Origin of the sequence: Flagellimonas algicola (assembly GCF_005937185.1) — a bacterium.
Lineage (GTDB): Bacteria > Bacteroidota > Bacteroidia > Flavobacteriales > Flavobacteriaceae > Flagellimonas > Flagellimonas algicola.
This window is the reverse complement of sequence record NZ_VCNI01000002.1, coordinates 1,098,706-1,121,057: the sequence shown is the minus strand read 5'-3', so window position 1 is coordinate 1,121,057 and position 22,352 is coordinate 1,098,706. Positions and strand designations below refer to the sequence as shown.

At 42.1% G+C, this 22,352-nt stretch carries 20 protein-coding genes; 15 read left to right on the top strand and 5 right to left on the bottom strand.

The window, feature by feature from the left end; all coding sequences use genetic code 11:
- Window positions 1-254: 254 nt before the first annotated feature.
- Together FGG15_RS13900 and FGG15_RS13895 are read left to right on the top strand one after the other, a co-directional pair.
- A complete protein-coding gene (locus FGG15_RS13900) occupies window positions 255-806 on the top strand; it encodes an OmpA family protein (RefSeq protein WP_138837240.1) in 552 nt (183 codons plus the stop codon).
- Between the two features lie 10 nt (window positions 807-816).
- Window positions 817-1,383, top strand: coding sequence for a hypothetical protein (locus tag FGG15_RS13895; protein WP_138837238.1), 567 nt, complete (start codon window positions 817-819; stop codon window positions 1,381-1,383).
- A gap of 1 nt (window position 1,384) precedes the next feature.
- Here the strand turns inward: FGG15_RS13895 and FGG15_RS13890 are convergent, their stop codons facing one another.
- On the bottom strand, window positions 1,385-2,110 hold the full coding sequence (locus tag FGG15_RS13890) for a metallophosphoesterase (RefSeq protein ID WP_138837236.1): 726 nt from the start codon (window positions 2,108-2,110) through the stop codon (window positions 1,385-1,387).
- 206 nt (window positions 2,111-2,316) lie between these two features.
- Here FGG15_RS13890 and FGG15_RS13885 point away from each other — a divergent pair, with 206 nt between their 5' ends.
- The 4 genes from FGG15_RS13885 (at window position 2,317) to FGG15_RS13870 (ending at window position 9,449) form a co-directional block, all read left to right on the top strand.
- A complete protein-coding gene (locus tag FGG15_RS13885; protein ID WP_138837234.1) occupies window positions 2,317-5,991 on the top strand; it encodes a T9SS type A sorting domain-containing protein in 3,675 nt (1,224 codons plus the stop codon).
- Between the two features lie 94 nt (window positions 5,992-6,085).
- Window positions 6,086-6,532, top strand: coding sequence for a hypothetical protein (locus tag FGG15_RS13880; RefSeq protein WP_138837231.1), 447 nt, complete (start codon window positions 6,086-6,088; stop codon window positions 6,530-6,532).
- Window positions 6,533-6,576: 44 nt separating this feature from the next.
- A complete protein-coding gene (locus tag FGG15_RS13875; RefSeq protein ID WP_138837229.1) occupies window positions 6,577-7,521 on the top strand; it encodes a carbohydrate kinase family protein in 945 nt (314 codons plus the stop codon).
- The gene (locus FGG15_RS13870; RefSeq protein WP_138837227.1) at window positions 7,521-9,449 is read left to right on the top strand and encodes an alpha-amylase family protein; all 1,929 of its coding nucleotides are present in this window, start codon (window positions 7,521-7,523) and stop codon (window positions 9,447-9,449) included. The genes FGG15_RS13875 and FGG15_RS13870 overlap by 1 nt, the downstream gene beginning before the upstream one ends.
- Here the strand turns inward: FGG15_RS13870 and FGG15_RS13865 are convergent.
- From FGG15_RS13865 to FGG15_RS13850, 4 genes are read right to left on the bottom strand one after another with little or no spacing between them, the layout of a single operon-like run.
- The gene (locus FGG15_RS13865) at window positions 9,446-10,582 is read right to left on the bottom strand and encodes an ATP-binding protein (RefSeq protein WP_138837225.1); all 1,137 of its coding nucleotides are present in this window, start codon (window positions 10,580-10,582) and stop codon (window positions 9,446-9,448) included. The genes FGG15_RS13870 and FGG15_RS13865 overlap by 4 nt on opposite strands.
- 45 nt (window positions 10,583-10,627) lie before the next feature.
- Window positions 10,628-11,008 carry a four helix bundle protein gene (locus FGG15_RS13860; RefSeq protein WP_138837223.1) on the bottom strand — a complete coding sequence of 127 codons (381 nt, stop codon included), beginning with the start codon at window positions 11,006-11,008 and terminating at the stop codon, window positions 10,628-10,630.
- 51 nt (window positions 11,009-11,059) lie between these two features.
- A complete protein-coding gene (locus tag FGG15_RS13855; RefSeq protein ID WP_138837220.1) occupies window positions 11,060-11,818 on the bottom strand; it encodes an SDR family NAD(P)-dependent oxidoreductase in 759 nt (252 codons plus the stop codon).
- A gap of 9 nt (window positions 11,819-11,827) precedes the next feature.
- Window positions 11,828-12,700 carry an aldo/keto reductase gene (locus tag FGG15_RS13850; protein ID WP_138837219.1) on the bottom strand — a complete coding sequence of 291 codons (873 nt, stop codon included), beginning with the start codon at window positions 12,698-12,700 and terminating at the stop codon, window positions 11,828-11,830.
- Between the two features lie 157 nt (window positions 12,701-12,857).
- On the opposite strand from FGG15_RS13850, the gene FGG15_RS13845 reads away from it, so the two are divergent.
- The 9 genes from FGG15_RS13845 (at window position 12,858) to FGG15_RS13805 (ending at window position 22,304) form a co-directional block, all read left to right on the top strand.
- Window positions 12,858-13,859, top strand: coding sequence for an AAA family ATPase (locus tag FGG15_RS13845; RefSeq protein WP_138837217.1), 1,002 nt, complete (start codon window positions 12,858-12,860; stop codon window positions 13,857-13,859).
- A gap of 83 nt (window positions 13,860-13,942) precedes the next feature.
- Window positions 13,943-14,809 (top strand): DUF58 domain-containing protein, encoded by an 867-nt coding sequence (locus FGG15_RS13840; RefSeq protein ID WP_138837215.1) that lies wholly within the window; start codon window positions 13,943-13,945, stop codon window positions 14,807-14,809.
- Between the two features lie 59 nt (window positions 14,810-14,868).
- Window positions 14,869-16,470, top strand: coding sequence for a BatD family protein (locus FGG15_RS13835; protein ID WP_138838306.1), 1,602 nt, complete (start codon window positions 14,869-14,871; stop codon window positions 16,468-16,470).
- On the top strand, window positions 16,471-17,469 hold the full coding sequence (locus FGG15_RS13830) for a vWA domain-containing protein (protein WP_138837212.1): 999 nt from the start codon (window positions 16,471-16,473) through the stop codon (window positions 17,467-17,469).
- Between the two features lie 4 nt (window positions 17,470-17,473).
- On the top strand, window positions 17,474-18,520 hold the full coding sequence (locus tag FGG15_RS13825; protein WP_138837210.1) for a VWA domain-containing protein: 1,047 nt from the start codon (window positions 17,474-17,476) through the stop codon (window positions 18,518-18,520).
- Window positions 18,513-19,391, top strand: coding sequence for a tetratricopeptide repeat protein (locus FGG15_RS13820; RefSeq protein WP_138838304.1), 879 nt, complete (start codon window positions 18,513-18,515; stop codon window positions 19,389-19,391). Before FGG15_RS13825 ends, FGG15_RS13820 begins: the two co-directional genes overlap by 8 nt.
- Window positions 19,391-21,181, top strand: coding sequence for a BatD family protein (locus FGG15_RS13815; protein ID WP_138837208.1), 1,791 nt, complete (start codon window positions 19,391-19,393; stop codon window positions 21,179-21,181). Before FGG15_RS13820 ends, FGG15_RS13815 begins: the two co-directional genes overlap by 1 nt.
- Window positions 21,178-21,939 carry an SH3 domain-containing protein gene (locus tag FGG15_RS13810; RefSeq protein WP_138837206.1) on the top strand — a complete coding sequence of 254 codons (762 nt, stop codon included), beginning with the start codon at window positions 21,178-21,180 and terminating at the stop codon, window positions 21,937-21,939. Before FGG15_RS13815 ends, FGG15_RS13810 begins: the two co-directional genes overlap by 4 nt.
- 56 nt (window positions 21,940-21,995) lie before the next feature.
- Complete coding sequence (locus FGG15_RS13805; protein WP_138837204.1) at window positions 21,996-22,304, top strand: hypothetical protein; 309 nt, start codon at window positions 21,996-21,998, stop codon at window positions 22,302-22,304.
- The last annotated feature ends 48 nt before the right edge of the window (window positions 22,305-22,352 follow it).

Below are 22,352 nucleotides of genomic sequence, written 5' to 3'. Positions count from 1 at the left end.
TGGTCGGGAGAAATAGGGTTCCTTACCTAATATATATAATGCAAATTTCCCATTATTCCGCATGAGGTCTCAACGGAATGTTACCGTTGGTCATAAAAATTGTATGATTGGCATTTTTTGATACTTCTTTAGTTGAAATGATCTGTTGCCAATAACCAACAATTATCATAAGTCCCTCGAATTCTAGCGGTTAAACCCTGATTCTTTAGCATTTTTTTAATATTTTGTAGGAACGAACGCTAACTTTTGTTCCGATGTCCAACAAGAATTTATACCTGCTAGGGATAGTGGCCGTTATTGCTATCGGAACTTGGATGTATCTCAATCTCTGCAGCGGGTGTCTCAACGAAGCAAGTCAAGAACCGCAGCAGTTGGAAGATTCGGCAGTTCTGAAACAGGAAAGTAAGGACCCAGCCTACCCTTTTGCCTTAAGTGACGGGAACTTTACACTCAACATCAATGACAATTTTGACTTCCATCCTTCCAGCCCCTCTTTTTTAATGCCCATTTCGAAAGATTTGAAAGATGGAGTTGAGACCTTACGAAATTATCTGATTGCAAACGACTCTTCCGTTGTCAATATAATTGGACATTTCTCGCTTAAAGAAGAAAACAATACTTCGTATCCTAATCTAGGCTTGGCCAGGGCACAATCCGTTAAAAACCATTTTATCATTTCCGGAATCCCTTCTGATCAGATTAAAGTATTGGGACAACAGGATGAAGAAATGGAAAAGCAAGGCAATGTTTATCTTGGAGCTGTGTCCTATGCATTGATTCAGAAAAAGGAACAAGAAAAACCTTAAACCACTAATTATGAGTGCTGAAAATATTAATATTTGGTGTTGGATTATTCCAGCTTTAGTAGGGCTAATTGCCGGCATCTTGGGTTATTTAATTGGAAAAGGAAAAGATGCCACAGTTGTTGATTCTTCAGCAGAAATAAAAGCCCTGCAATCGGAAAATGCCCGATTGAAATCTGAGTTGGAAGCATGCAATAAAAAGCTGGTTGATGAGGCTGCAACGGAAAAAACAGAAACCGACTCCAATTCCCTTGCTTCTCCTTCAACAGATAAATCCAAAGGTTTTGACGCCAATGCAGCCAAAGCTGCTATGAAAAAGCGAGTAAAGGAAAATGACTTAAAAATAGTGGAAGGAATAGGGCCAAAAATAGAAGGGCTATTCCATAATTTTGGCATTAAGACCTGGAAAGATCTCTCGGAAATATCCACTGTAAAATGTCAAGAAGTACTTAATTCCGGCGGTGACCGCTACCGCATTCATGATCCAGCTTCATGGCCCATGCAAGCCAAAATGGCCTATAAAGGACAATGGGCTGAATTGGCCAAATGGCAAATCAAGCATAAATCGGGTAAGTTTTAAGCTAGTTCCTCCCCCTTTCTCCCGGATAAAAGGTGTGAACCGGGTCGCTTTGCCAATACTCCTTCGTCTCCACATCCATCATAGTCAGCGCTCCCTTAAAAGCGGCTCCTGTATCCACATTCCAAACATTGGCTCCTTTTTGGGGCACGGCTTCCCCTATTTTGGAGAGCGGAGTATGACCGATAAATACCTCTTGGTAATGGGTTAACCTTTTGGGGAAATTTGGATGATCGGAGGACATGTTGGGATCCAAGGCGTTGGCCAGTTCCCAAAGGGTTCGGTCCCAATAAAATAGCTGGTCAAAATACTCGTATTCCACACCCTTTAGATTGGTATATCCGGCATGTAGGTACAGTCTATTGTCCTTATCTAAATAGTAGTTTTGCAGCTGGGCATAAAATTCCAAGTGCTTTTCCCATTTTTCCTTGCTTGCAGCCAAATAAGAGTCCCTTGTTGCCACGCCTCCATGAGCCAACCACTGTGGGTTTTCTTTTTGCGTAAGCAACCACTCCCTACAAAGCTCGTCATGGTTACCCCTTATAAAGGTGCACTGGTACTTCTTGTCCAGTTCTATCAAAAAATCAACGGTTTCAACAGCGGTACTCCAAGCATCCACATAATCCCCTAAAAAAATAAGATGATCATCTGTGGTCACTTTCGCCCGCCTTAGCAATTGTTCTAGCGCTTTAAAACCTGAATGAACGTCACCAATCACCAAAGTTCTCATGGACCAAATTTTGGGCAATGATACACAACAAAAGCAAATTTGAACCAAAATCAAGGTAAACTTTCAGTGAAAACATAAACCACAAATGGGAATTTCTCAATTTAACTTTGTAAGCTGATTCCTGTTAATCGATTTTTTTTAGATTTTTTTAACAGTGCTGCTTCTTTTTGTTATATTGAAAGGCTAATTCATTTAATCTCGACTATATGAAAAGAACACTACCCATTCAACTTCTTCTTTCTTTTTTACTCTGTATTTCCCTTTCCTTCCCGGGTTTACAGGCACAGAACCTAAAAAAGACACATGACGACGCTCCACAGAAAGGGCATAGTCTGTACAAGCAAACCAAAATTTACGATAGCAAACAAGGGCCTGTTGGTGTTGCGCCTAAACCTATTGGAGATCGAGCCTTAGACCGAATGGCCTATGAGCATAGACAGGTTCAAGATCCGTTTACAAAAAAAATTCCGGAGCACATCAAAGAACGTGAAGCGGAATTTGTTGGTAAAATTGATTCCACGGATATCCAATCCCAAATGTCCAAATCCTATGGGAGTGAAGCTTCAAAAAAGAAGTATTTCTACTTTAAAAACAGAGGCCCGTTTAACGTTGGGGGAAGGACTAGGGCACTTGCCTTGGACATGAAAAATGAAGACATAATTTTTGCTGGGGGGGTCTCCGGCGGACTTTGGAGATCCACCAATGCCGGGGATACGTGGCGTCGGATTACCCGCAGAAGGCAATCTCCCAGTATAACGGCTATCGTGCAAGACCCCAGAAAAAACAAACAGCATATTTGGTACTACGCCTCTGGAGAGCGTTTTGGTAACTCAGCCGGAGCGCCCGGTGCTTTTTACCAAGGTTCTGGTATTTTTAAATCCAACAATAATGGTAGAAGCTGGTTTCCGTTGCGCAACACTTCGGATAATGACGTAACCTCATTCTCATCCTTTGATTTGATCAATAGCTTGGTCGTGCATCCACATACCGGTCATGTCTATGCGGCAACTTTTGATGGATTGTTTCGCTCCAAGAATGGAGGGCGGTCTTTTGATGAAGTACTCCCAAGCGGATTCGACAGTCAAACCGAAGTCATTGTAACCCCAGGCGGTACACTTTACGGAACTGTGGACATTTTTGGAGGTGAAAATGCAGGCTTTTTTACTTCCGAAGATGGGGTGACTTGGACCAACATTACTCCTGCTGGATTATTTCCTTCCTTTGGAAGAACTGTTATGGCATATGACCCGTCTGATGAGAATAGAATTTACTTCTTCTCTTATGATTTAAGCAATGCTGGAGAAGCCTTTTTATGGAGATACCAAGCCGATGCCACCACACCTGAGGAACAGTGGGTAAATCTAACGGCCAATTTACCCATAGGAATTGGGGGTATAGCCAGTGATCTAAACCTGCAAGGGGGCTATAATATGGTTGTGAAAGTACATCCTACCCACCCTGACATTGTCTTTTTGGGCGGCACCAATTTGTATCGTTCAAATTCTGGGTTCACTACCCCAGCTGGATTTGAAAGCTGGATTGGGGGCTACACCATCTTTAGCGACACCTTTGGATTATACCCCAATCATCATCCCGATCAGCACAATTTGGTATTTCTTCCATCCAATCCCAATAAGGCAATTTCTGCCAATGATGGCGGTGTTCAGGTGACCGAGGATATCACCATTTCCAGCGAACCTGTAAGTTGGACATCCTTAAATAACGGCTATATTACCACACAACCCTACGCCATTGCCATAGACCCAGAGGGGAAGAGCCAAGATGTAGTGGCCGGATTCCAGGATAATGGTACATGGTTCACTAGCTCTACCAACGGGAAAGATCCATGGGAAGAGGATTTTGGAGGCGATGGTTCCTTTAATGCCATAGCTGATGGAGGACTGACCCGATATGTCTCCGCCCAGTTTGGAGTGGTGTTCCGATTTAATTTTAACGAAGCAGGTGAGTTTATCTCATTTACAAGGGTACAGCCTTCCGGAGCTAGCGGATTTGATTTTGTGGCTCCCTTTATTCTAGATTCGAACAACGACAACATCATGTATATGCCAGCAGGTGACCGCATGTGGAGAAATAATAACTTGGATGAAATTCCATTGTTCTCCAATGCCCCGACCACGGTAAACTGGGTTAGACAGGACCAAACAGCCACTCCTGATGGCTCCTTGATTACCGGATTGGATGTGTCCAAATACCCTGTCGCCAACAGATTGTACTACGGAACCTCAACGGGTATGATTTTCAAAATGGAAAATGCCAACATTGATGACCAACCACCTGTGGATATTTCAACCGGTAAAGGTCTACCAGCTGGAAACATCAACCAAATTTATGTGGACCCCAACAATTCGGATAAAGTATTTGCTGTGTTTTCCAATTACAATATCAAAAGTATATTCATGAGTAGGAATGCTGGTGAGACTTGGGAAAGCATCAGCGGAAATTTAGAACAAAACAGCGACGGGACTGGCAATGGCCCTTCTGCGCGATGGTTGTCCATAGGGGGAAACAACAATATATATTATGTGGGTACCAGTACCGGCCTTTATGCAACATACTATCTTAATGGGGATAGGACACGTTGGTATCGGGAGCCTTGCATAGTCGGAAATGTTGTTGTACCCCAAGTGAGAACAAGAACCGATGGATTTGTTGCAGTAGCCGCACACGGCAATGGGGTTTACAATGCAAAATTCTATGCCTCTAAATCTCCGACATCCAAGCTTAGCGTAGCCTATTTGCTGCCAGATCTTGTATTGCCCATAAGCAGTCCGGATAAGGAAGTGATTGTGAAGGACTTATTTGTGCATTCAAGAGGAAGGGATATTTCCATTGAGATGACCAATTCCAATCCTGAACTCGTTACTGCCGAAATGGATGGAGATATCATCAAATTGTCCTTTGCTCCTGATATGGAAGGAAGCGCTGCCATTGGATTAATTGCCACATCTGGGAAAGAGCAAGTGGCAGAAGGGTTTACGGTTACATTAACAGAACTGCCTATTTACGAGCAAAACGAAGCAGCAATAGGGAGTAGACCTTCCCAATTGTTCCCTGATTTTGGCGGGGCCTTGTCCCAATCTGCTGATGATTTCATCATTCCTGCGGACAGTCAGTGGACCGTGAACAGTGTTGTTGCCTTCGGAGGTGCCAATAATAGCCCCTTACTAACAAGCGCCAATGTGGTAATTTACGCCGACAATGGTGGACAGCCTGGAGCCGTTATTTATGATAGCGGTGCAGTAGTCCCCTCCTCAGAACCAACAGATAGCAACATTAGCATTGAGCTACCAGAACCGTTGGTTTTGGAGGCAGGCACGTATTGGATATCGGTCTATGCCAATCTCAATTTCTCACCAGATGCCACGCAATGGTTCTGGTTGACACAGGCAGGCTTAATTGGCAACGAAGCGGTATTTAAGGATGCCGTGGATCTCTTTGGAACAGGCGCAGTAGATTGGACAGCCCAGTCAGCGGCTTTCGGTGATGCGATTACCGATCAAGTTTTCCAAATATATGGAACAGTAGACAGCGGATCTACGGAGGATATTGCCATGCAGATTCCTCCCTCTGGCCAAGCTGACCAAGTTCAGCAAAACCTGGCGACCTTAGATACCGAAGTCATCACTGCGGTGTGGCCCAACCCGTCTACAAACCAGTTCTATTTTGCAGTTAAAAATAATAGGGACAGCAGGGTTAGTGCCCAAATTTTCAACATTCTTGGTCAAAAAGTCTTTGATCAGCAAAACGTTGATGGTTCTCAACCATTTATTTGGAATGCTTCCAATAGTCCCGATGGGATTTACTTTGTAAAAATTTCTGGTTTGACCACGAATGAAAATTTTAAAATCATAAAAAAATAATATCTGAAGAGTTTGGAAAAGGCGTGATAGTAATCGCGCCTTTTTAACATCCAATCCAATGGCTTGCACCGTATATCATTAAAACGTAATCCATATGAAACCCCTAATCTTCATACTAGTTTTTATCTTAGGACAATCTTGTTCGAAATCGCAAGAAGGTTCGTTGACGGAAAACTCTCAAATACAGGAACAATCCACAGATCAAAGCCAAGATGTCAACGATGCAAACACTGACCAAGAGCTGTTGGGGCCAAATGAAATTGTTTTTAAAATAAAAGTGCTTTCAGCTGTTCAAGACAACAAGGAAATTTGCGGAGTTGCCAAGGATCATCTGTATAAGATTGAGGTTTTGGAAATCATGGAATCTGGAGGGAGCCTCCAACAAAAGGTTTCCGAAAATCAACAAATTTCTGTGGCATTTCTTTTTGAACCTGGACAACTACAAGCCAATTCAACACTTGAGGCCAAAGCACGGGAATCCCTTTGCCAAGATACTTCCACAACATATTTTACGGTCATAGCCCACAAAATTTTGGAATAGCCGCTTTTTTCTCCTTACATTGAGTGTTCTATTTAGATGGATGGATGAAAAAAGTATTCTGCGTAGGTGAGCTACTAATTGATTTTGTTGCTGAAAAGCAGGGCAGTGACCTTACCCAAGCCACCATCTTTACCAAAAAAGCAGGTGGCGCTCCAGCCAATGTGGCCTGTGCCATTTCCAAACTGGGAGGTAAAGGTGTATTTATTGGTGCGGTTGGCGACGATCCCTTCGGGAAATTCTTGCTGGATGTCATAAAAAAAGAAGGGGTCGATGTATCCCTTGCTCAAATTTCAAAAACTTTTACCACCCTTGCCTTTGTCTCACTTGCTGAAGATGGGGAGCGTGACTTTGTTTTCAGCAGGGGCGCTGATCGGGAATTGACCTATGATCCATCGCTAAGAAAGGATTTTCACGGAAATATAATGCATTTGGGAGCCGCTACCGCATTGCTTGGCGGTGAGCTTGAAAAGGCGTATGGCAAATACCTTTTTGATGCACTTACCAAAGAAATGTTTATCAGCTTTGACCCAAATTTCAGGGGAGATCTTTGGAAGGAGAACGAACAACGGTTCATTAAAAAATGTATGCCTCTAATTGAAAAGTCCCATTTATGCAAATTCAGTTTGGAGGAAGCCCAATTACTATCTGGAAAGGACGACTTATACCAGGCATGCGATTTTCTCCATCACGTTGGGACAAAAATTATTGCAGTGACCCTGGGCAAGGAAGGGACTTTATTAAGCATGGACAAAAACAAACAAGTTGTCCCTAGCATCAAGGTTAAGCCCGTTGATACTACAGGTGCCGGAGATGCTTTTATTGGTTGTCTGCTGAAACAAATTGCAGATATGGACAGCTTTGAACATCTCGTCGAAGACTTTGATTCGCTTCTTGCCATGGTGGCCATGGCCAATAAAGCCGGAGCCATCACTACCACTAACTACGGAGCCATCCCCTCGCTGCCTTCTAGATCACAATTGGAAGCCTGATGAACCAAGCTGCTTTACATAAGCTCGTTTCAAATCGGCTGAATGTCAAAACCCCAGAGGCACTTTTTGATCTAAGACTAAGTACCAATCTTAGTTTGATCCAACAGCTCTTCTTTTCGCTATATCCCGTAGATAAGCATGGTAAGGATTTTGATAACCTTCTAAAACTTTTACCCAAGTTATATGCCCTCCGGCCAGACGAACTTCAGCGTCAGGATCTTGAGCGCCTGGAAGCCGAATCTTGGTACCAAAGCGAGAACATTGTGGGGATGCAATTGTATGTGGAAAACTTCAACAAAGATTTGAAGGGATTACATAAAAAGATATCCTATTTGAAGGATCTAGGAGTTAATTTTATCCATGTAATGCCCATTACCACACGCCCTAAGGGAGAAAGTGATGGCGGATATGCGGTTAACAGTTATCTAAAAGTCGATAAAAAGTATGGCTCCCAAGAAGATCTGCTAAAATTAACCACTGCCTTTAGGAAACACGGTATTTTATTGATGTTGGATTTTGTAGTGAACCACACCTCAGATGAGTATCCTTGGGCAAAAAAGGCCAAAAAAGGAGAGCAAAAATACCTGGATTACTACTACACCTTTGAAGACAGGGTAATACCAGATGCCTTTGAGAAGGTGCTTCCGGAAGTATTCCCAGAAACGTCTCCAGGCAATTTTACATATGTCCCCGAAATGGATCGCTGGGTGATGACCGTTTTCAACGGCTATCAGTGGGATCTTAACTATACCAACCCAGAAGTTTTTATGGAGATGCTGACCAATTTGGTCAAAATGGTGAATTTGGGTGTTGATGTGGTTCGGTTTGACGCCTTGGCATTCTTATGGAAGAAAATAGGGACCATCTCCCAAAATTTGCCCGAAGCCCACAACTTGGTGTCCTTGTTCCGCATGTGTCTCCAGGTGGTTGCTCCTGGTACTATTTTTTTGGCGGAAGCCATTGTAGCTCCCAAGGATATCATCAAATATTTTGGTGAAGGGCCAAAACTGGGCAATGAGTGCGAAGTAGCCTACAACGCATCGCTAATGGCTCTTTTATGGAACTCCATAGCCACCAAAAAAACAGGGCTGCTGTATAAAAGCCTTACCGAAGTTCACCCAAAACCAAAAGAATGCACCTGGATCAATTACATCCGTTGCCATGATGACATAGGTTTAGGATACGATGATTCTTTTATCCATGAGATGGGATGGAATCCACAACAGCACCGGAAATTCTTATTGGATTATTATTGTCAAAAACTGGATTGGTCTCCCGCCAAAGGATTGCTATTCATGTACAATCCCAAAACGGGTGACGGAAGAATCACGGGCAGCGCCGCCTCTTTATTGGGCTTGGAATCAGCTTTGGAAAATGGGGACAAAGACCTAATTGAAAAAGCTATTTCCAAAATCAATTTGCTACACGGAATTATCCTCTCTTTTGGCGGAATTCCCATGATTTATGCAGGGGATGAAATTGCCACTTTAAACGATTACTCCTATACCAAAGATTCCAGCAAAAATGGGGATAGCAGATGGGTGAATCGTCCCCAGCAAGATTGGACCATGGTTAAAAAACTTGGAAATGAGGATTTACCCCAGAGCCAAGTTTATTATACCCTTAAGCATCTTATCGCTGTCCGTAAGGCCAACCCCGCTTTGGCCGATTCCAACAATCTAGTTCTGCATCAGACCGGTAATAATCATATGTTGATTTTTGAAAGAACCCACGGCGCCAAGGAGGGGATTATGGTAATCTGCAATTTTGATGAAAATCCACAAGTAATTGATTCAGGTTGGTTAATGAAGTTGGGCTATTTCACCAAAGGAAATCCAAAAGATCTGGTAGTTGATAAAAAAATTGATGTAAAAAGTGGGTTGTTGGAACTCCAGCCCTATCAAATGATCTGGCTTAAAAAATCTTAATTGTATCTTACCTTCCGGAGTATTCGCAACGATTCTTTCAGCGATTGATAGATATTGGCATCCTGGCGTTTTAGGAGTGCCCGGGCTTGTTCCATTTGCTCCTTGGCCTCTTCAAATCCATTGAGATAGCAGATGAGGTAGGTGGCGGGCAAATGCATCAAATCTGCAGTCTCAACTTTGTTGAGCTCCATGTTCTTTTCCAATTTTTGCAAAAGGGTATTGTTGGTGTTCAATACATGATGCAATGTTTTCTTGTCGTATTGGGGTGGTTCAAATACCAGTTTGCTGTTGATGGTGTATTTCCCGTTTTCAGAAAAAGTAATTACCATTTCTTCCAAGGGGTAGTATTTTTGTTCGGCTCCCAATCCCAATTGCACAAACTCCAACATGGTAAAGGAATCTTCGGTATAGTCTATCGTGATTTCATCCAAGGCGGAATAAAATAATTTGACCTGCTCGTTGATCAGTTCAATATCCACCCTGGAAAAGTAGGTCTTGTTATTAACGCTTTTTTTATTTCCCGCCCAACAAACCACAAACTGTTCCTTAAATACTTTGTAATCGCTTGTCAGGTCGGCATGTCTGTTATTTATGAAATTGATGACGGCATCCAAGGTCAATTCAATATTATTGCGTGCATGCTGCTCTATCGTGGCCACTGCATCTGAATTGATGTCCTTGAGCTCAATATCAAAAGCTTTGGGAAGACTTATACTTCCCTCCCTGAAAAAAACAGCTCCGCCATAGTATTTCCAGATATTTTTCCGAAGTGCACATACCTTGCCATTGGAACGAATGGTTACCAGACCCACTACTTTGCCTTCTGGAAGATGCGGAAAGGGAATGTTCTCATATGAAATTATGGGCGGATTATCCAAATAGGCGTTGACCAGATTTTGGATTTTGCTGTCGTCAAAAAAATCAACCCCAACAATTTTATTGTCTTCATCCTCCACCCCAACAACAATAAAAGAATTGTTTTTAGGGTTGCTGTTGGCAAGGGCACAAACGTGTTTTAAAAATTTCGCCTTCCCTTCCTTTTCCCCAATGGCAATGAATCGTTTTTTATCGTAAAAACTATTTTCATCATTATGGGCAAGCAGGTTTTTAACCAGAAGGCGTTTGTTGATCATTTTCTTTAGTTTCGGGAGGTGCGTTACAAGTTTCGCGTTACTTGGTCAATCATATTTAGAACCCTTTCTTTCAGATTTCTTTAAATAAGACATAAAAGCGCCTAATTTCTTACCCAAGGTCAATGTCATATTATAAATAACGTCAAATTGTTTTTGCGAAATATGTCTTCTGTCCAAACACCTGTACAATTGCGAACGAAGCTCTCCACAAGATGCTTTGGATATGCTTAAAAACTGAATAAACTCTCGATTGCCATTTCTTTCATATCCTTCTGCAATATTGTCCATAACCGAACCTGAAGCCGAATTCATTTGATTTTTTAATTCAAAATCTTTTGCCAGGGTTGTATGCAGCATAATTTGCCAAACTTCATTGCACAATTCTCGGGACATGTTCCAAACTTCCAATTCCTCAAAACCCTTCATTTCTCAACTATTTAACTTCTGCACCCAACTTTCAACCCGTATCCCGAAACACTACACTGTTTTGTTCACGATTGTACTGCTTGCTTGCGCGGTTGGCAACACCAACAAGTCGGCAATATTTACATGATATGGTCTTGAAATTACAAAGTGAATGATGTCCGCTATATCTTCCGCCTTTAGTGCTTGATACCCTTGATAAACGGTTTTGGCCCGATCAGTATCACCTTTAAACCGAACATCACTGAATTCCGTTTCCACTAGACCTGGATTTACCGCTCCCACTCGAATACCATGCTCGTTAAGATCAATTCGCATCCCTTGATTTATGGCATCAACTGCAAATTTACTTGCACAATATACATTTCCCTTTGGGTATACTTCCTTGCCGGCCAAAGATCCAATATTGATTATATGCCCTGCCTTTCTTTCCACCATCTGTGGCATGATGGCCTTGGAAACATGAAGCAACCCCTTTACATTAATATCCAACATGGCATCCCAATCGTCCATATTTCCAGAATCAATAAGATCCATCCCATGGGCATTACCAGCATTATTGATCAACACATCTATCTGGGAAAAGTTTTGGGGCAAACTTTCCAAAGCCTTAATAACTTCCTCTCGATTTCTAACATCAAAAGTTAGGGTGTGAACACCTGTTTGTGCGCCCAATGTATTCCGAAGTTGGTCTAAACGATCTGTGCGTCGGCCGCACAACACTAAATTAAATCCGTTCTTTGCCAAAAGCTCGGCGGTTGCTTTGCCAATTCCACTGGTGGCTCCCGTTATCAATGCAGTCTTCAATTCCATAAATAAAGTTTAAGGTACTTCGTGCCCTTGGCTTGCTTCCAGTAGGGCAAACCAATCTTGTAATTCCAAATCCAATTGTGCGGCTTTGGCCGATGAATTTATTCTTTCCTTGGTGGTGGTTCCAATAACAGGCCTGGGAACGGCAGGATGTCTTAACATCCAAGCCAAAAGAACTTGACTTTCGTCAACTCCATATTTATCAACAAGCTGGGACAGCGTTTTATTTATTCGCACTGTTTGCGCGTTTTCCTCTCGGAATACTTGTCCCAAAGGACTCCATGCCATGGTCAACCTTTTATTGGCCAAGCAGTCATCAAAAGTTCCATCGTACATTGGCGCCGTATGCGTCAAAGAAAATTCAACCTGATTGGCCTTAACTTCAACCACACTTTCCAACAAGGCAATCTGTGATGGTGTAAAATTGGACACCCCAAATTGTCTGATTTTTCCGCTCTCCAATAAGTGGTCAATAGCCTCTCCAATTTCCGAAGGATGCATTAACGGACTGGGGCGGTGCAACAGGAACAAATCCAAATATTCCGTATTTAATTTACGCAAAGACTCCTCGGCAGACCAAATAATGTAGTCCTTTCCATATTCATAATGCTTCAGGTGGTTGTCCCTGCCGGATGTCATCTGGATACCGCACTTGGATACCAGCTGAATTTGCGTCCGATCTATTCCGCTTTCGGCAAAGGCTTTGCCAAATTCAGCCTCGGTGGTGTAGTCCCCATAAATATCCGCATGATCAAAAGTGGTAAGTCCGTTTTCCAGACAATGTTCCATTAGTCCGATCATCCCTTGTTTGGAAAGTTGTTTCCCCCAACTCCCCCACGTCATGGTTCCAACAAAAACTTTGGAAAATTTCTCTGTACTTTGCATGAAAGGTGAAAGTATAAAATTAAACCCTTAAAACCTTCACAAAACTGGGCCTCCGCGGATTTTTTTAACCATTAATTAACAGATGGATTTTAAATTAATTTTCATTTTGCACATCTAGAAAAAAATTGACAGAAATACCTAAAGAATAAAAGGTTATATGGAAGAAAACACTACTATAGATATTAGTGCTGTGAATGAGAAAATTGCCCAGGAAAGTGCTTTTATTGACCTGCTCACACAGGAAATGAACAAGGCCATCATTGGGCAAAAACATATGGTGGAACGACTGCTTATTGGGCTATTGGGCCAAGGGCATATCCTTTTGGAAGGTGTTCCTGGACTGGCCAAAACTTTGGCTATCAATACCCTTTCCAAAGCGGTTAAAGGCGTTTTCAGTAGAATTCAATTTACGCCTGACCTATTACCGGCCGATGTGGTGGGTACCTTGATCTATAATATGAAGGAAAATGATTTTTCCATAAAGAAAGGGCCCATTTTTGCCAACTTTGTCCTAGCGGATGAAATTAACAGGGCGCCTGCCAAAGTGCAATCGGCCCTTTTGGAAGCCATGCAGGAAAAACAGGTAACCATTGGGGATGAGACTTTTAAACTGGATGCTCCCTTTTTGGTAATGGCCACACAAAACCCGGTGGAACAAGAGGGAACTTACCCGCTGCCTGAAGCACAGGTAGACCGTTTTATGCTGAAAACCGTAATTGATTATCCCAAACTTAACGAGGAGCAGCTCATTATTAGGCAAAACCTTAAAGGTGAAACAGAAGCTGTGAAGCCTGTAGTGTCCCTAAAACAAATATTGAGTGCACAACAAACGGTAAGGGAGGTCTACATGGATGAAAAAATTGAAAAATATATCCTGGATTTGGTGTTTGCAACCCGTTATCCTGAAAAATACAATCTAGAAAATTTAAAACCCCTAATCAGTTTTGGTGCCTCTCCGCGGGGAAGTATCAATTTGGCCAACGCCTCTAAATGCTATGCATTTATTAAACGAAGAGGATATGTTATCCCAGAAGATGTAAGGGCTGTTGTGCATGACGTACTAAGGCACCGTATTGGGATCACCTACGAAGCCGAAGCTGAGAACATCACTTCCGAAGAGATCATCAACAAGATTGTCAATGAGGTAGAAGTTCCTTAGCAGGAACTTTGGCCTTACAGGTGATCTCGCAACAACAACCTACCATCACCTAAAACTGAAACCTAAATACGGTTTGCTTACTGATGGATACGAAAGAGTTACTTAAAAAAGTCCGTAAAATTGAAATAAAGACCCGGCGTCTTTCCGACCATATCTTTGGTGGGGAATACCATTCTACCTTTAAAGGTAGGGGTATGACCTTCAGCGAAGTAAGGCAATATCAATTTGGGGATGATGTAAGAACCATAGATTGGAATGTAACTGCTAGATATAATGAACCCTATGTAAAGGTTTTTGAGGAAGAGCGGGAACTTACCATGATGCTGATGGTTGATGTAAGTGGCTCCGAGCTGTTTGGAACCACCAACCAATTCAAGAAAGAGGTGATTACTGAAATTTCAGCCACGCTGGCTTTCTCGGCCCTTCAAAATAATGACAAAGTCGGTTTAATCCTATTTTCGGATGAGGTTGAACTGTTTATCCCGCCCAAAAAAGGGAAAAGCCATGTACTTCGAATTATTCGGGAACTGTTGGAGTTTACCCCCAATAGCAGTGAAACCAATATTGCAGAAGCTCTCAAATTCTTGAGCAATGTGATGAAGAAAAAAGCGATTGTTTTTGTACTATCCGACTTCATTACCGATGACTATGACAACACTCTACGTATTGTTGGCAATAAACACGATGTTACCGGGATTAGGGTCTATGATGCCAAGGAAGAATCCATTCCTAATTTGGGTATGGTACAAATGCTTGATGCTGAAACTGGAACACTCCAACTGGTGAACACACGGTCCAAAAAAGTACGGAACGCCTATGGCACCTTCCATAAGGATAAAGTGGAGTACTTCATGGATTCCTTTACCAAATCCGGTTGTGGTGTAATCAATTGCCGCGTGGATGAAAGTTATGTGAAAAAATTGTTGGGCTACTTTAAACGAAGAGGATAATGTTGCAGATAGGTTCCCCCATATTGGAAGTTCAAAGAAAATCCTTACTGCTTTACAGTATGATTTTACTATGCCTCTTATTACTTCCTTCCCATGGGTTTTCACAAGCTTCCAAGGTCACTGCAGTAATTGATACTACGGGTATCAAAATAGGGGAGCAAATAGAGTATACCATAACTGTTGAAACCGATTCCCTAAACGTAGTCCACTTCCCAGAAGGACAAACCTTTTCCCCTTTGGAGTCCGTGGAGGCCATAATGCAGGATACAGTCAAAATCAACAATAGGGTAATCCTACAGCAGATATATGCATTAACGCAATTTGATAGTGGGTCGTATACCATTCCGCCCCAACGTATTGCCATTAATGAACAACCCTTTTTCACAGATTCCTTTAACATTAAAGTTGCCGATGTTGTGGTGGATACCACCAAACAAAAAATGTACGACATCAAACCGCTGATCGAAGTGGATAAAAGCTACGCCAAAATATGGATGATATTGCTTTGGGTGTTTTTGGCTCTGTTAATTGTTGGCGGATTGGTCTATTGGTTCTTTTTAAGAAAAAAGCCATTGACCGAGGAAGAAAAAGAAGCGTTGCTACCTCCTTATGACCGAGCGTTGTTGGAGCTAAAAAAGCTAGAGAATTCGAGATATTTAATTCAGGACGAATACAAAAAGTACTATTCTGAACTAACGGACATTGTACGTTCCTATTTGGAAGAAGATGTTCATGTTACCGCACTGGAAAGTACTACCGCTCAGCTTATTTCCAAATTGGAAATGCTCAAGGATGCAGGTCAATTGGACTTGGAGCACGAGACCATTGTTCAATTCCAAAAAATTCTCCAAACCGCTGACTTGGTCAAATTTGCCAAGTCAAGGCCATCCACTTCTGTGGCAGAGGAAGATCGGAAAATGGTGGAGCAGATTGTGGTCAAGACACATGATGCCTTACCGGAACCCACGGAAGAGGAACTCATGCTTACTGAGGAATATCAGCTGGAATTAGCCAAGAAAAAACAACGGTACCGTATTATCCTGGCAGCAGCCATTTTTGCTGGACTCGTTGTGATTGGCGGAGTATCTTCCGTGCTCTATTTTGGATTCAAAGAAGTAAAGGATACGGTTTTTGGTCATCCTACCAAAGACTTGCTGGAAGGCGAATGGGTTGCCAGCTCCTATGGTTATCCGCCAATAGAAATTGAAACTCCCCAGGTGTTGATTCGACAAGAAGTGGAATTGCCCAAGGAGGCGGCTGAAGTGATCAAATCCCACCAAACTTTTATGAATGGAAAAGTGGACGGTCTATTTTCTGTTTCGACCAACTCTACCACTTATAAGGAAGCTGTAGACCCCAATTTTGAAGCAGTGGTCGAGGCCAATCTGGCCCAATTTGAAAGTATGGGGGTAAGAAATATGTTGACCAAGACTGATGAGTTCAATACAAAATCTGGAGTGGCCGGTTTAAAAACCTATGGGTCGGGTTCGTTCGAAAATCCGGTGACCAAGAAATCTGCCAAAATTGAATATATGATTTTGTGCTTTGGAGGTAAAGGATTTGTACAGCAGGTAATCATCTATCATGAAAGGGGCGATGCCTATGCAGAACAAATAGTGAAGCGTATGTTGGAAACACTTGACGTAAAAACACAGGTATAAATGTTTGATAATATCGAATTTGCAAACCCACAATTTTTTTGGCTGTTCCTTCTGCTGCCAATGGCTTTGCTATGGTATCTTTTCAAGCATAGGGAAGAAGTGGCTTCCTTAAAAATCTCAAGTATCAAAGGTTTTACCGTTAGTAGTTTGGCCTCAAAACTAAGACCAGTGCTTTTTGCTCTACGACTACTGGCCTTGTCCTCCATAATTACCGCTTTGGCTCGTCCGCAGGTTGAAGATATTTCCACTAGAACCAAAACGACCAAAGGAATTGATATTGTAATGGCCATTGATGTATCCTCCAGTATGTTGGCACGTGATTTAAAGCCCAATAGACTTACGGCTCTAAGGAATGTGGCCGGGGAGTTCATCAAAAAACGCCCAAATGACCGAATTGGTTTGGTGGGATATGCAGGGGAAAGTTATACCAAAACACCCATTACCAGCGACAAGTCCATTGTGCTCAATGCGCTTCGGGAAATCTCATATGGCGATCTGGAGGATGGTACCGCAATTGGAATGGGATTGGCAACCTCTGTCAATAGATTAAAGGAAAGCAAAGCCATCAGCAAGGTTATCATTTTGTTGACGGACGGAGTCAATAATTCTGGTTTTATTGAACCTAAGACGGCAGCAGATTTGGCGGTGGAATTTGGAATAAAAACCTATACCATTGGCTTGGGCACTAACGGAAACGCCTTATCTCCCGTAGCTTACAATAGAGACGGTACCTTTAGATATGGCATGCGACAGGTGGAAATAGACGAGGCCTTGCTAAAAGACATTGCCAAGGTAACGGGTGGAAAATATTTCAGGGCAACCGACAACGAAAAGTTGGAGGAGATTTATGATGAAATCAACAAACTTGAAAAAACCGAGATAGAGGAATTTAAATATTACAAATACGACGAAAAGTACCGCCCCCTGATTTTCCTTGCGGGAATTTTATTGTTGTTGGAGTGGGCTTTGCGCAACTCTGTGTTTAAAAGTTTTATATAATACAATGATTCAGCTTGACGAAAAAGCATATTTCTATCTTTTGGCCATTATCCCCGTAATGGTGGTGGCTTTCTTTTTCCTGCAAGTTTGGAAAAAAAGAACGCAGCGGCAGTTTGCAGAGGTTGGGCTTTTGCGTAAGTTGGCGCCCAATCGTTCAAGTTTTAAGTCCGCACTGAAACTCATATTTCTTTTACTGGGCCTAAGCTTTTTGATTTTGGGCTTGGTCAACCCTAAAATTGGAACCAAGTTGGAGACGGTTAAACGGGAAGGGGTTGATATTGTCTTTGCGGTAGATGTTTCCAAAAGTATGCTGGCTGAGGATATTGCTCCCAACCGACTGGAGAAATCCAAACGTCTGGTTTCTGAGATCATCAATCAATTGGCCAGTGACCGAATTGGAATTATTGCCTATGCCGGGCAGGCCTATCCACAACTGCCCATAACCACGGATTATGGCGCGGCCAAGATGTTCCTTCAAAGCATGAACACCAACATGTTGTCCTCCCAAGGAACAGCCATAAATGCGGCCATAGATTTGGCAAGTACGTATTACAACGATGCAGAACAGACGAATAGGGTTTTGTTCATTGTGTCGGATGGTGAGGATCATTCAGAACGCTCTACCATTGAAGCAGTGGACAATGCCATTCAAAATGGCATTCGCATTTTTACCATTGGGGTTGGAAAACCTAAAGGAGCTCCCATTCCACTCAAAAGAAATGGAATTGTTGAAGGCTTAAAGAAGGACAATCAAGGGGAAGTCGTCATCACAAAACTAAATGAGGCTGTGCTTTCTGAAATTGCCCAAGAAGGCAATGGGGAATATATTGATGGTTCCAATACGGAAAATGCTGTGGAATATATCAAGGAGCAATTGAATCAAATGGACAAAAAAGAATTCGAGGCCAAGCAATTTGCCGAATATAAAGACCAGTTTCAGTGGTTCTTGGGCATAGGTCTTTTATTTTTATTTTTGGACGTTTTCTTGCTGGATAGAAAAACCAAGTGGTTGAAAAAACTAAATCTTTTTAACGAACACGATGATGCATAAGCTAAGATTGATTTTGGGTCTCTTGTGCTGTACCGTTTGGGCTTATGGACAAGAAGGGGAAGCAGTCAAAGAAGCGGAGAAGGCACTCCAAGCGTCTACTAATCTAACCTGGGATGCTAACAAAGAACTGACCACAAATGACTTTATCGCCGCCGAAGGCGAATACAGAAAAGCCATTTCCAAGAGTTCGGACAATACCGTTGCGCCCTTCAATCTGGGAACTGCCTATTATAATCGAGAAAGTTTTGAGGAGGCCTTTGGCCGATTCAAACAGGCCGGGGAAAAATCCAAGGAAAAGCCAGGTAAGCATAAAGCTTTCCACAACATGGGCAATGTGTTCATGAAGAACAAGGAATACCAAAAAGCGGTTGAAGCTTATAAGGAGGCCTTGCGCAACAATCCAACGGATGAAGAGACCCGATACAATCTTGCTTTAGCCAAAAAATTGTTGGAAAATCAGCAAGACGAGCAAAACAACGATCAAAACGACGACAACAAAGATCAGCAGGACCAACAAGATCAAAAAGACAAGAATCAAGATCAAAACAACGACGGAGAAAACGACAAAGACCAGGAAGGCGAGCAAGATCAGGATGAGAACAAAGATCAAGGCGATGATGGGGAAAATGGGGAAAACAAACCTGAAGAAAATACGGAGGGAGATGGTGATGAAAAGAAGGAGCAAGAGCAAAAACCCAGCGAAGGTGATCAATCCGAAGAGAAGCAACAACAACCCCGTCCAAATCAACTTTCCAAACAGCAGATACAAAATTTGCTAGAAGCCATGCAGAACGAGGAGAAAAAAGTACAGGAGAAAATGGAGGCGAAAAAGGTGAAAGGCAAAAAAATCAAAAACGAGAAGGATTGGTAATGAAAATCAAATGGTCCATTTTATGGGTATTGATTTGTACCCCAATCTTTTTGGGCAACCCTTTGTATGCCCAAGAAAAACAGGAAGAGGAAGTTTCCTTTGAAATGAACCTCAGCAAGGAAAAACTGGGCATCAACGAGCGATTAAGGGTAGAGTTTACCATGAACAAGGATGGAGACAATTTCAATCCTCCTTCCTTTGACGGATTCAAAGTGGTCATGGGGCCTTCCCAATCCATTAGTTCTTCATGGGTCAATGGAAAGCGAAGCTTTTCCAAAACCTACTCCTATATTTTGGTGCCTACGGCCAGAGGGAGGTTCAGCATTAAACAAGCTACCATAGAAATTAGCGGTGAAACCTACAAAACTTTACCAAAAACGGTAGAAGTCACGGCTGCCGTTGACAAACCCAATGACCAGAAAACGGTGGACGATGTTGCGGATGAAAGCCTTCATTTGGTAGCAGAAGTATCCGATGGAAGCCCTTATTTGAATGAAGCCGTAACCGTTACCTACAAACTTTATGTAGGCCATTCCATTCGGGTGACCAATTACCGCTCCCTAGACAATCCTACCTATAATAACTTTTGGAGTCAGGAAATTGACGTTTCCAAACCCAAACCCAAAAACACAACTTATAACGGCAAGCCTTATCTGTCCGTTGTGCTGAAAAAAGTAGTGTTGTATCCGCAGAAATCTGGAAAATTGGATATTGAGCCACTTGCCTTGGAAATTTATGTGGATGTGCCCACGAATAGGAGGGATTTCTTTGGAGGTAGAATTTATACCCAAACCACAAAAACGGTCTCCGCAGGAAGAAGAACCTTGAGTGTAAAGGCCTTGCCGGAAGCTGGTAAGCCAGCCAACTTTGGAGGCGCCGTTGGAGATTTTGATTTTAAGGTAACCACGAGCAAACAAACACTCAATGCTTCAGAATCCCTACAGGCAAAAGTGGAGGTTTCAGGCAAGGGCAACTTAAAGCTTTTCCAACTTCCCGAACCTGAACTGCCCAGCGCTTTGGAGGTATATGAGCCTGAATTTGACGAAAAGGTACGCACCATTAGCACCGGAATGGAAGGCAGGGTGGCCAACAATTACACCATTGTTCCCTCATACAGGGGTAAATATCCTATTCCAAGCATCTCATTTAGTTATTTCAATCCCAAAACCTCAAAATATGTTACCGTCAATTCTGAGGAAATCAATATTGAGGTATTGGAAGGTCCTTTAAGTTCTTCTGGCACTGAAAGTGCAGTAACGACCAATAAGCAATTCGTTGTTCCTACAGGTAAACAGTTCCATTTTATAAAGTTGAATGCCAATTTAACCAAGATTGGCACCAATTATTTCTTTGGCTCCAATACCTTCTATCTCCTGTTGTTTGCACCACTTATCCTAATTCCCATTGCAGTATTTTCCTTTAAGAAAAGAGAAGCAATTGCAAGCGACGTGGTCGGCAATAGGATTAAGCAAGCCAATAGGTTGGCGAGAAAATATCTCTCCACCGCCAAAAAAGAGCTTGGGAACAAAGAGGCGTTCTATGTGGCCCTGGAAAAAGGATTGCACAATTATCTTAAGGCCAAATTGAAGATTGAGACCTCGGAATTCAGCAAGGAAAAAATCATGCAGATTTTATCCGATAAAAATGTAGATGGTACCGACATAGAAGGTTTTATAAGCCTCTTGCAAAATTGTGAGATGGCCAGATACAGCCCTTTCTCTGATGTGCAAATGCAAAATGATTATGCAAAGGCAAGTGAAGTAATCTCTAAACTGGACAAACAATTATGAGACAATTCCTCTTGACCTTGACCCTTTGTTTGTCGGTTGTTCTAGGAACTGCCCAAAACAGTGCATTATTTAAACAGGCTACAGAATTCTACAATAAAGGAGAATATACCAAGGCTATTGAAAACTATGGGAAAATCTTGGAAAATGGGGAGCATTCTGCAGAACTCTACTTCAATCTAGGTAATTGCCACTATAAATTAAATGCTATTGCACCCAGTATTCTATATTATGAAAAAGCCCTGTTGTTAAAACCAAACGACAAGGAAATTCTAAATAATTTGGGTTATGCCCAGAACATGAGGTTGGATGCCGTAGAGGAAATGCCCAAGACAGAAATTGCGCAATTCTACTACGCATTGGTCAACTTTTTCTCATTTGATCAATGGGCATACTTAGCTGTAGCCCTCATCCTTTTGTTTGTTTTGGCTTATTTGGCCTATTTCTTTTTGCGTCCAGCCACACAAAAACGGATTGCTTTTATTTCTAGCGTGTTTGCCCTGATCCTCGGTGTGCTGTGTGTGCTGTTGGCCTATTTGCAATATCAGGAATTTAAAAATGATAATCCTGCGATAATATTTAGTCAAGAAGTAAAAATCAGTTCAGAGCCCAATTCCAATAGTGAAGTTGTATTTACCCTTCACGAAGGAACCAAGGTCAAGGTATTGGATCAGTTGGACGAATGGAAAAAAATCCAATTGGCTGATGGGCAAACGGGTTGGTTACCAAAAGAAAGCATACGATTGTTGAAAGATTTTTAAAATTTATTTAACAGTAATAAACACTCATAAGTTTATTTTTGTCTAAAATTTCCCAAATGCTGAAGGCCATAGCGCATCCTTTTATTTGTTTTATGCTGATATTCTCCATATTGGCACCATCAATAGCACCTTTGGTGGACAGGGATTGCTCTATTGCAATACACATGGATTCCGGCGATGAAGAGAAAAAATCGGAAAAGGAATCTGAGAAAAAATTTGGCGAAAAGGATTTATTTCTAAGTCCATTCTCTTCTGACAATAACTTTTTTGACCAATACGCAAAGGTTGAAAATACAGAAGATCCATCTCTTCTGTCAGATGTAACGACAGAGATTTTACTCCCCCCTCCGGAAAAATTGGTATAACCCAAGACTTTTTATCAATTTTTAACCGCCTCCAACCTAAAAACTATT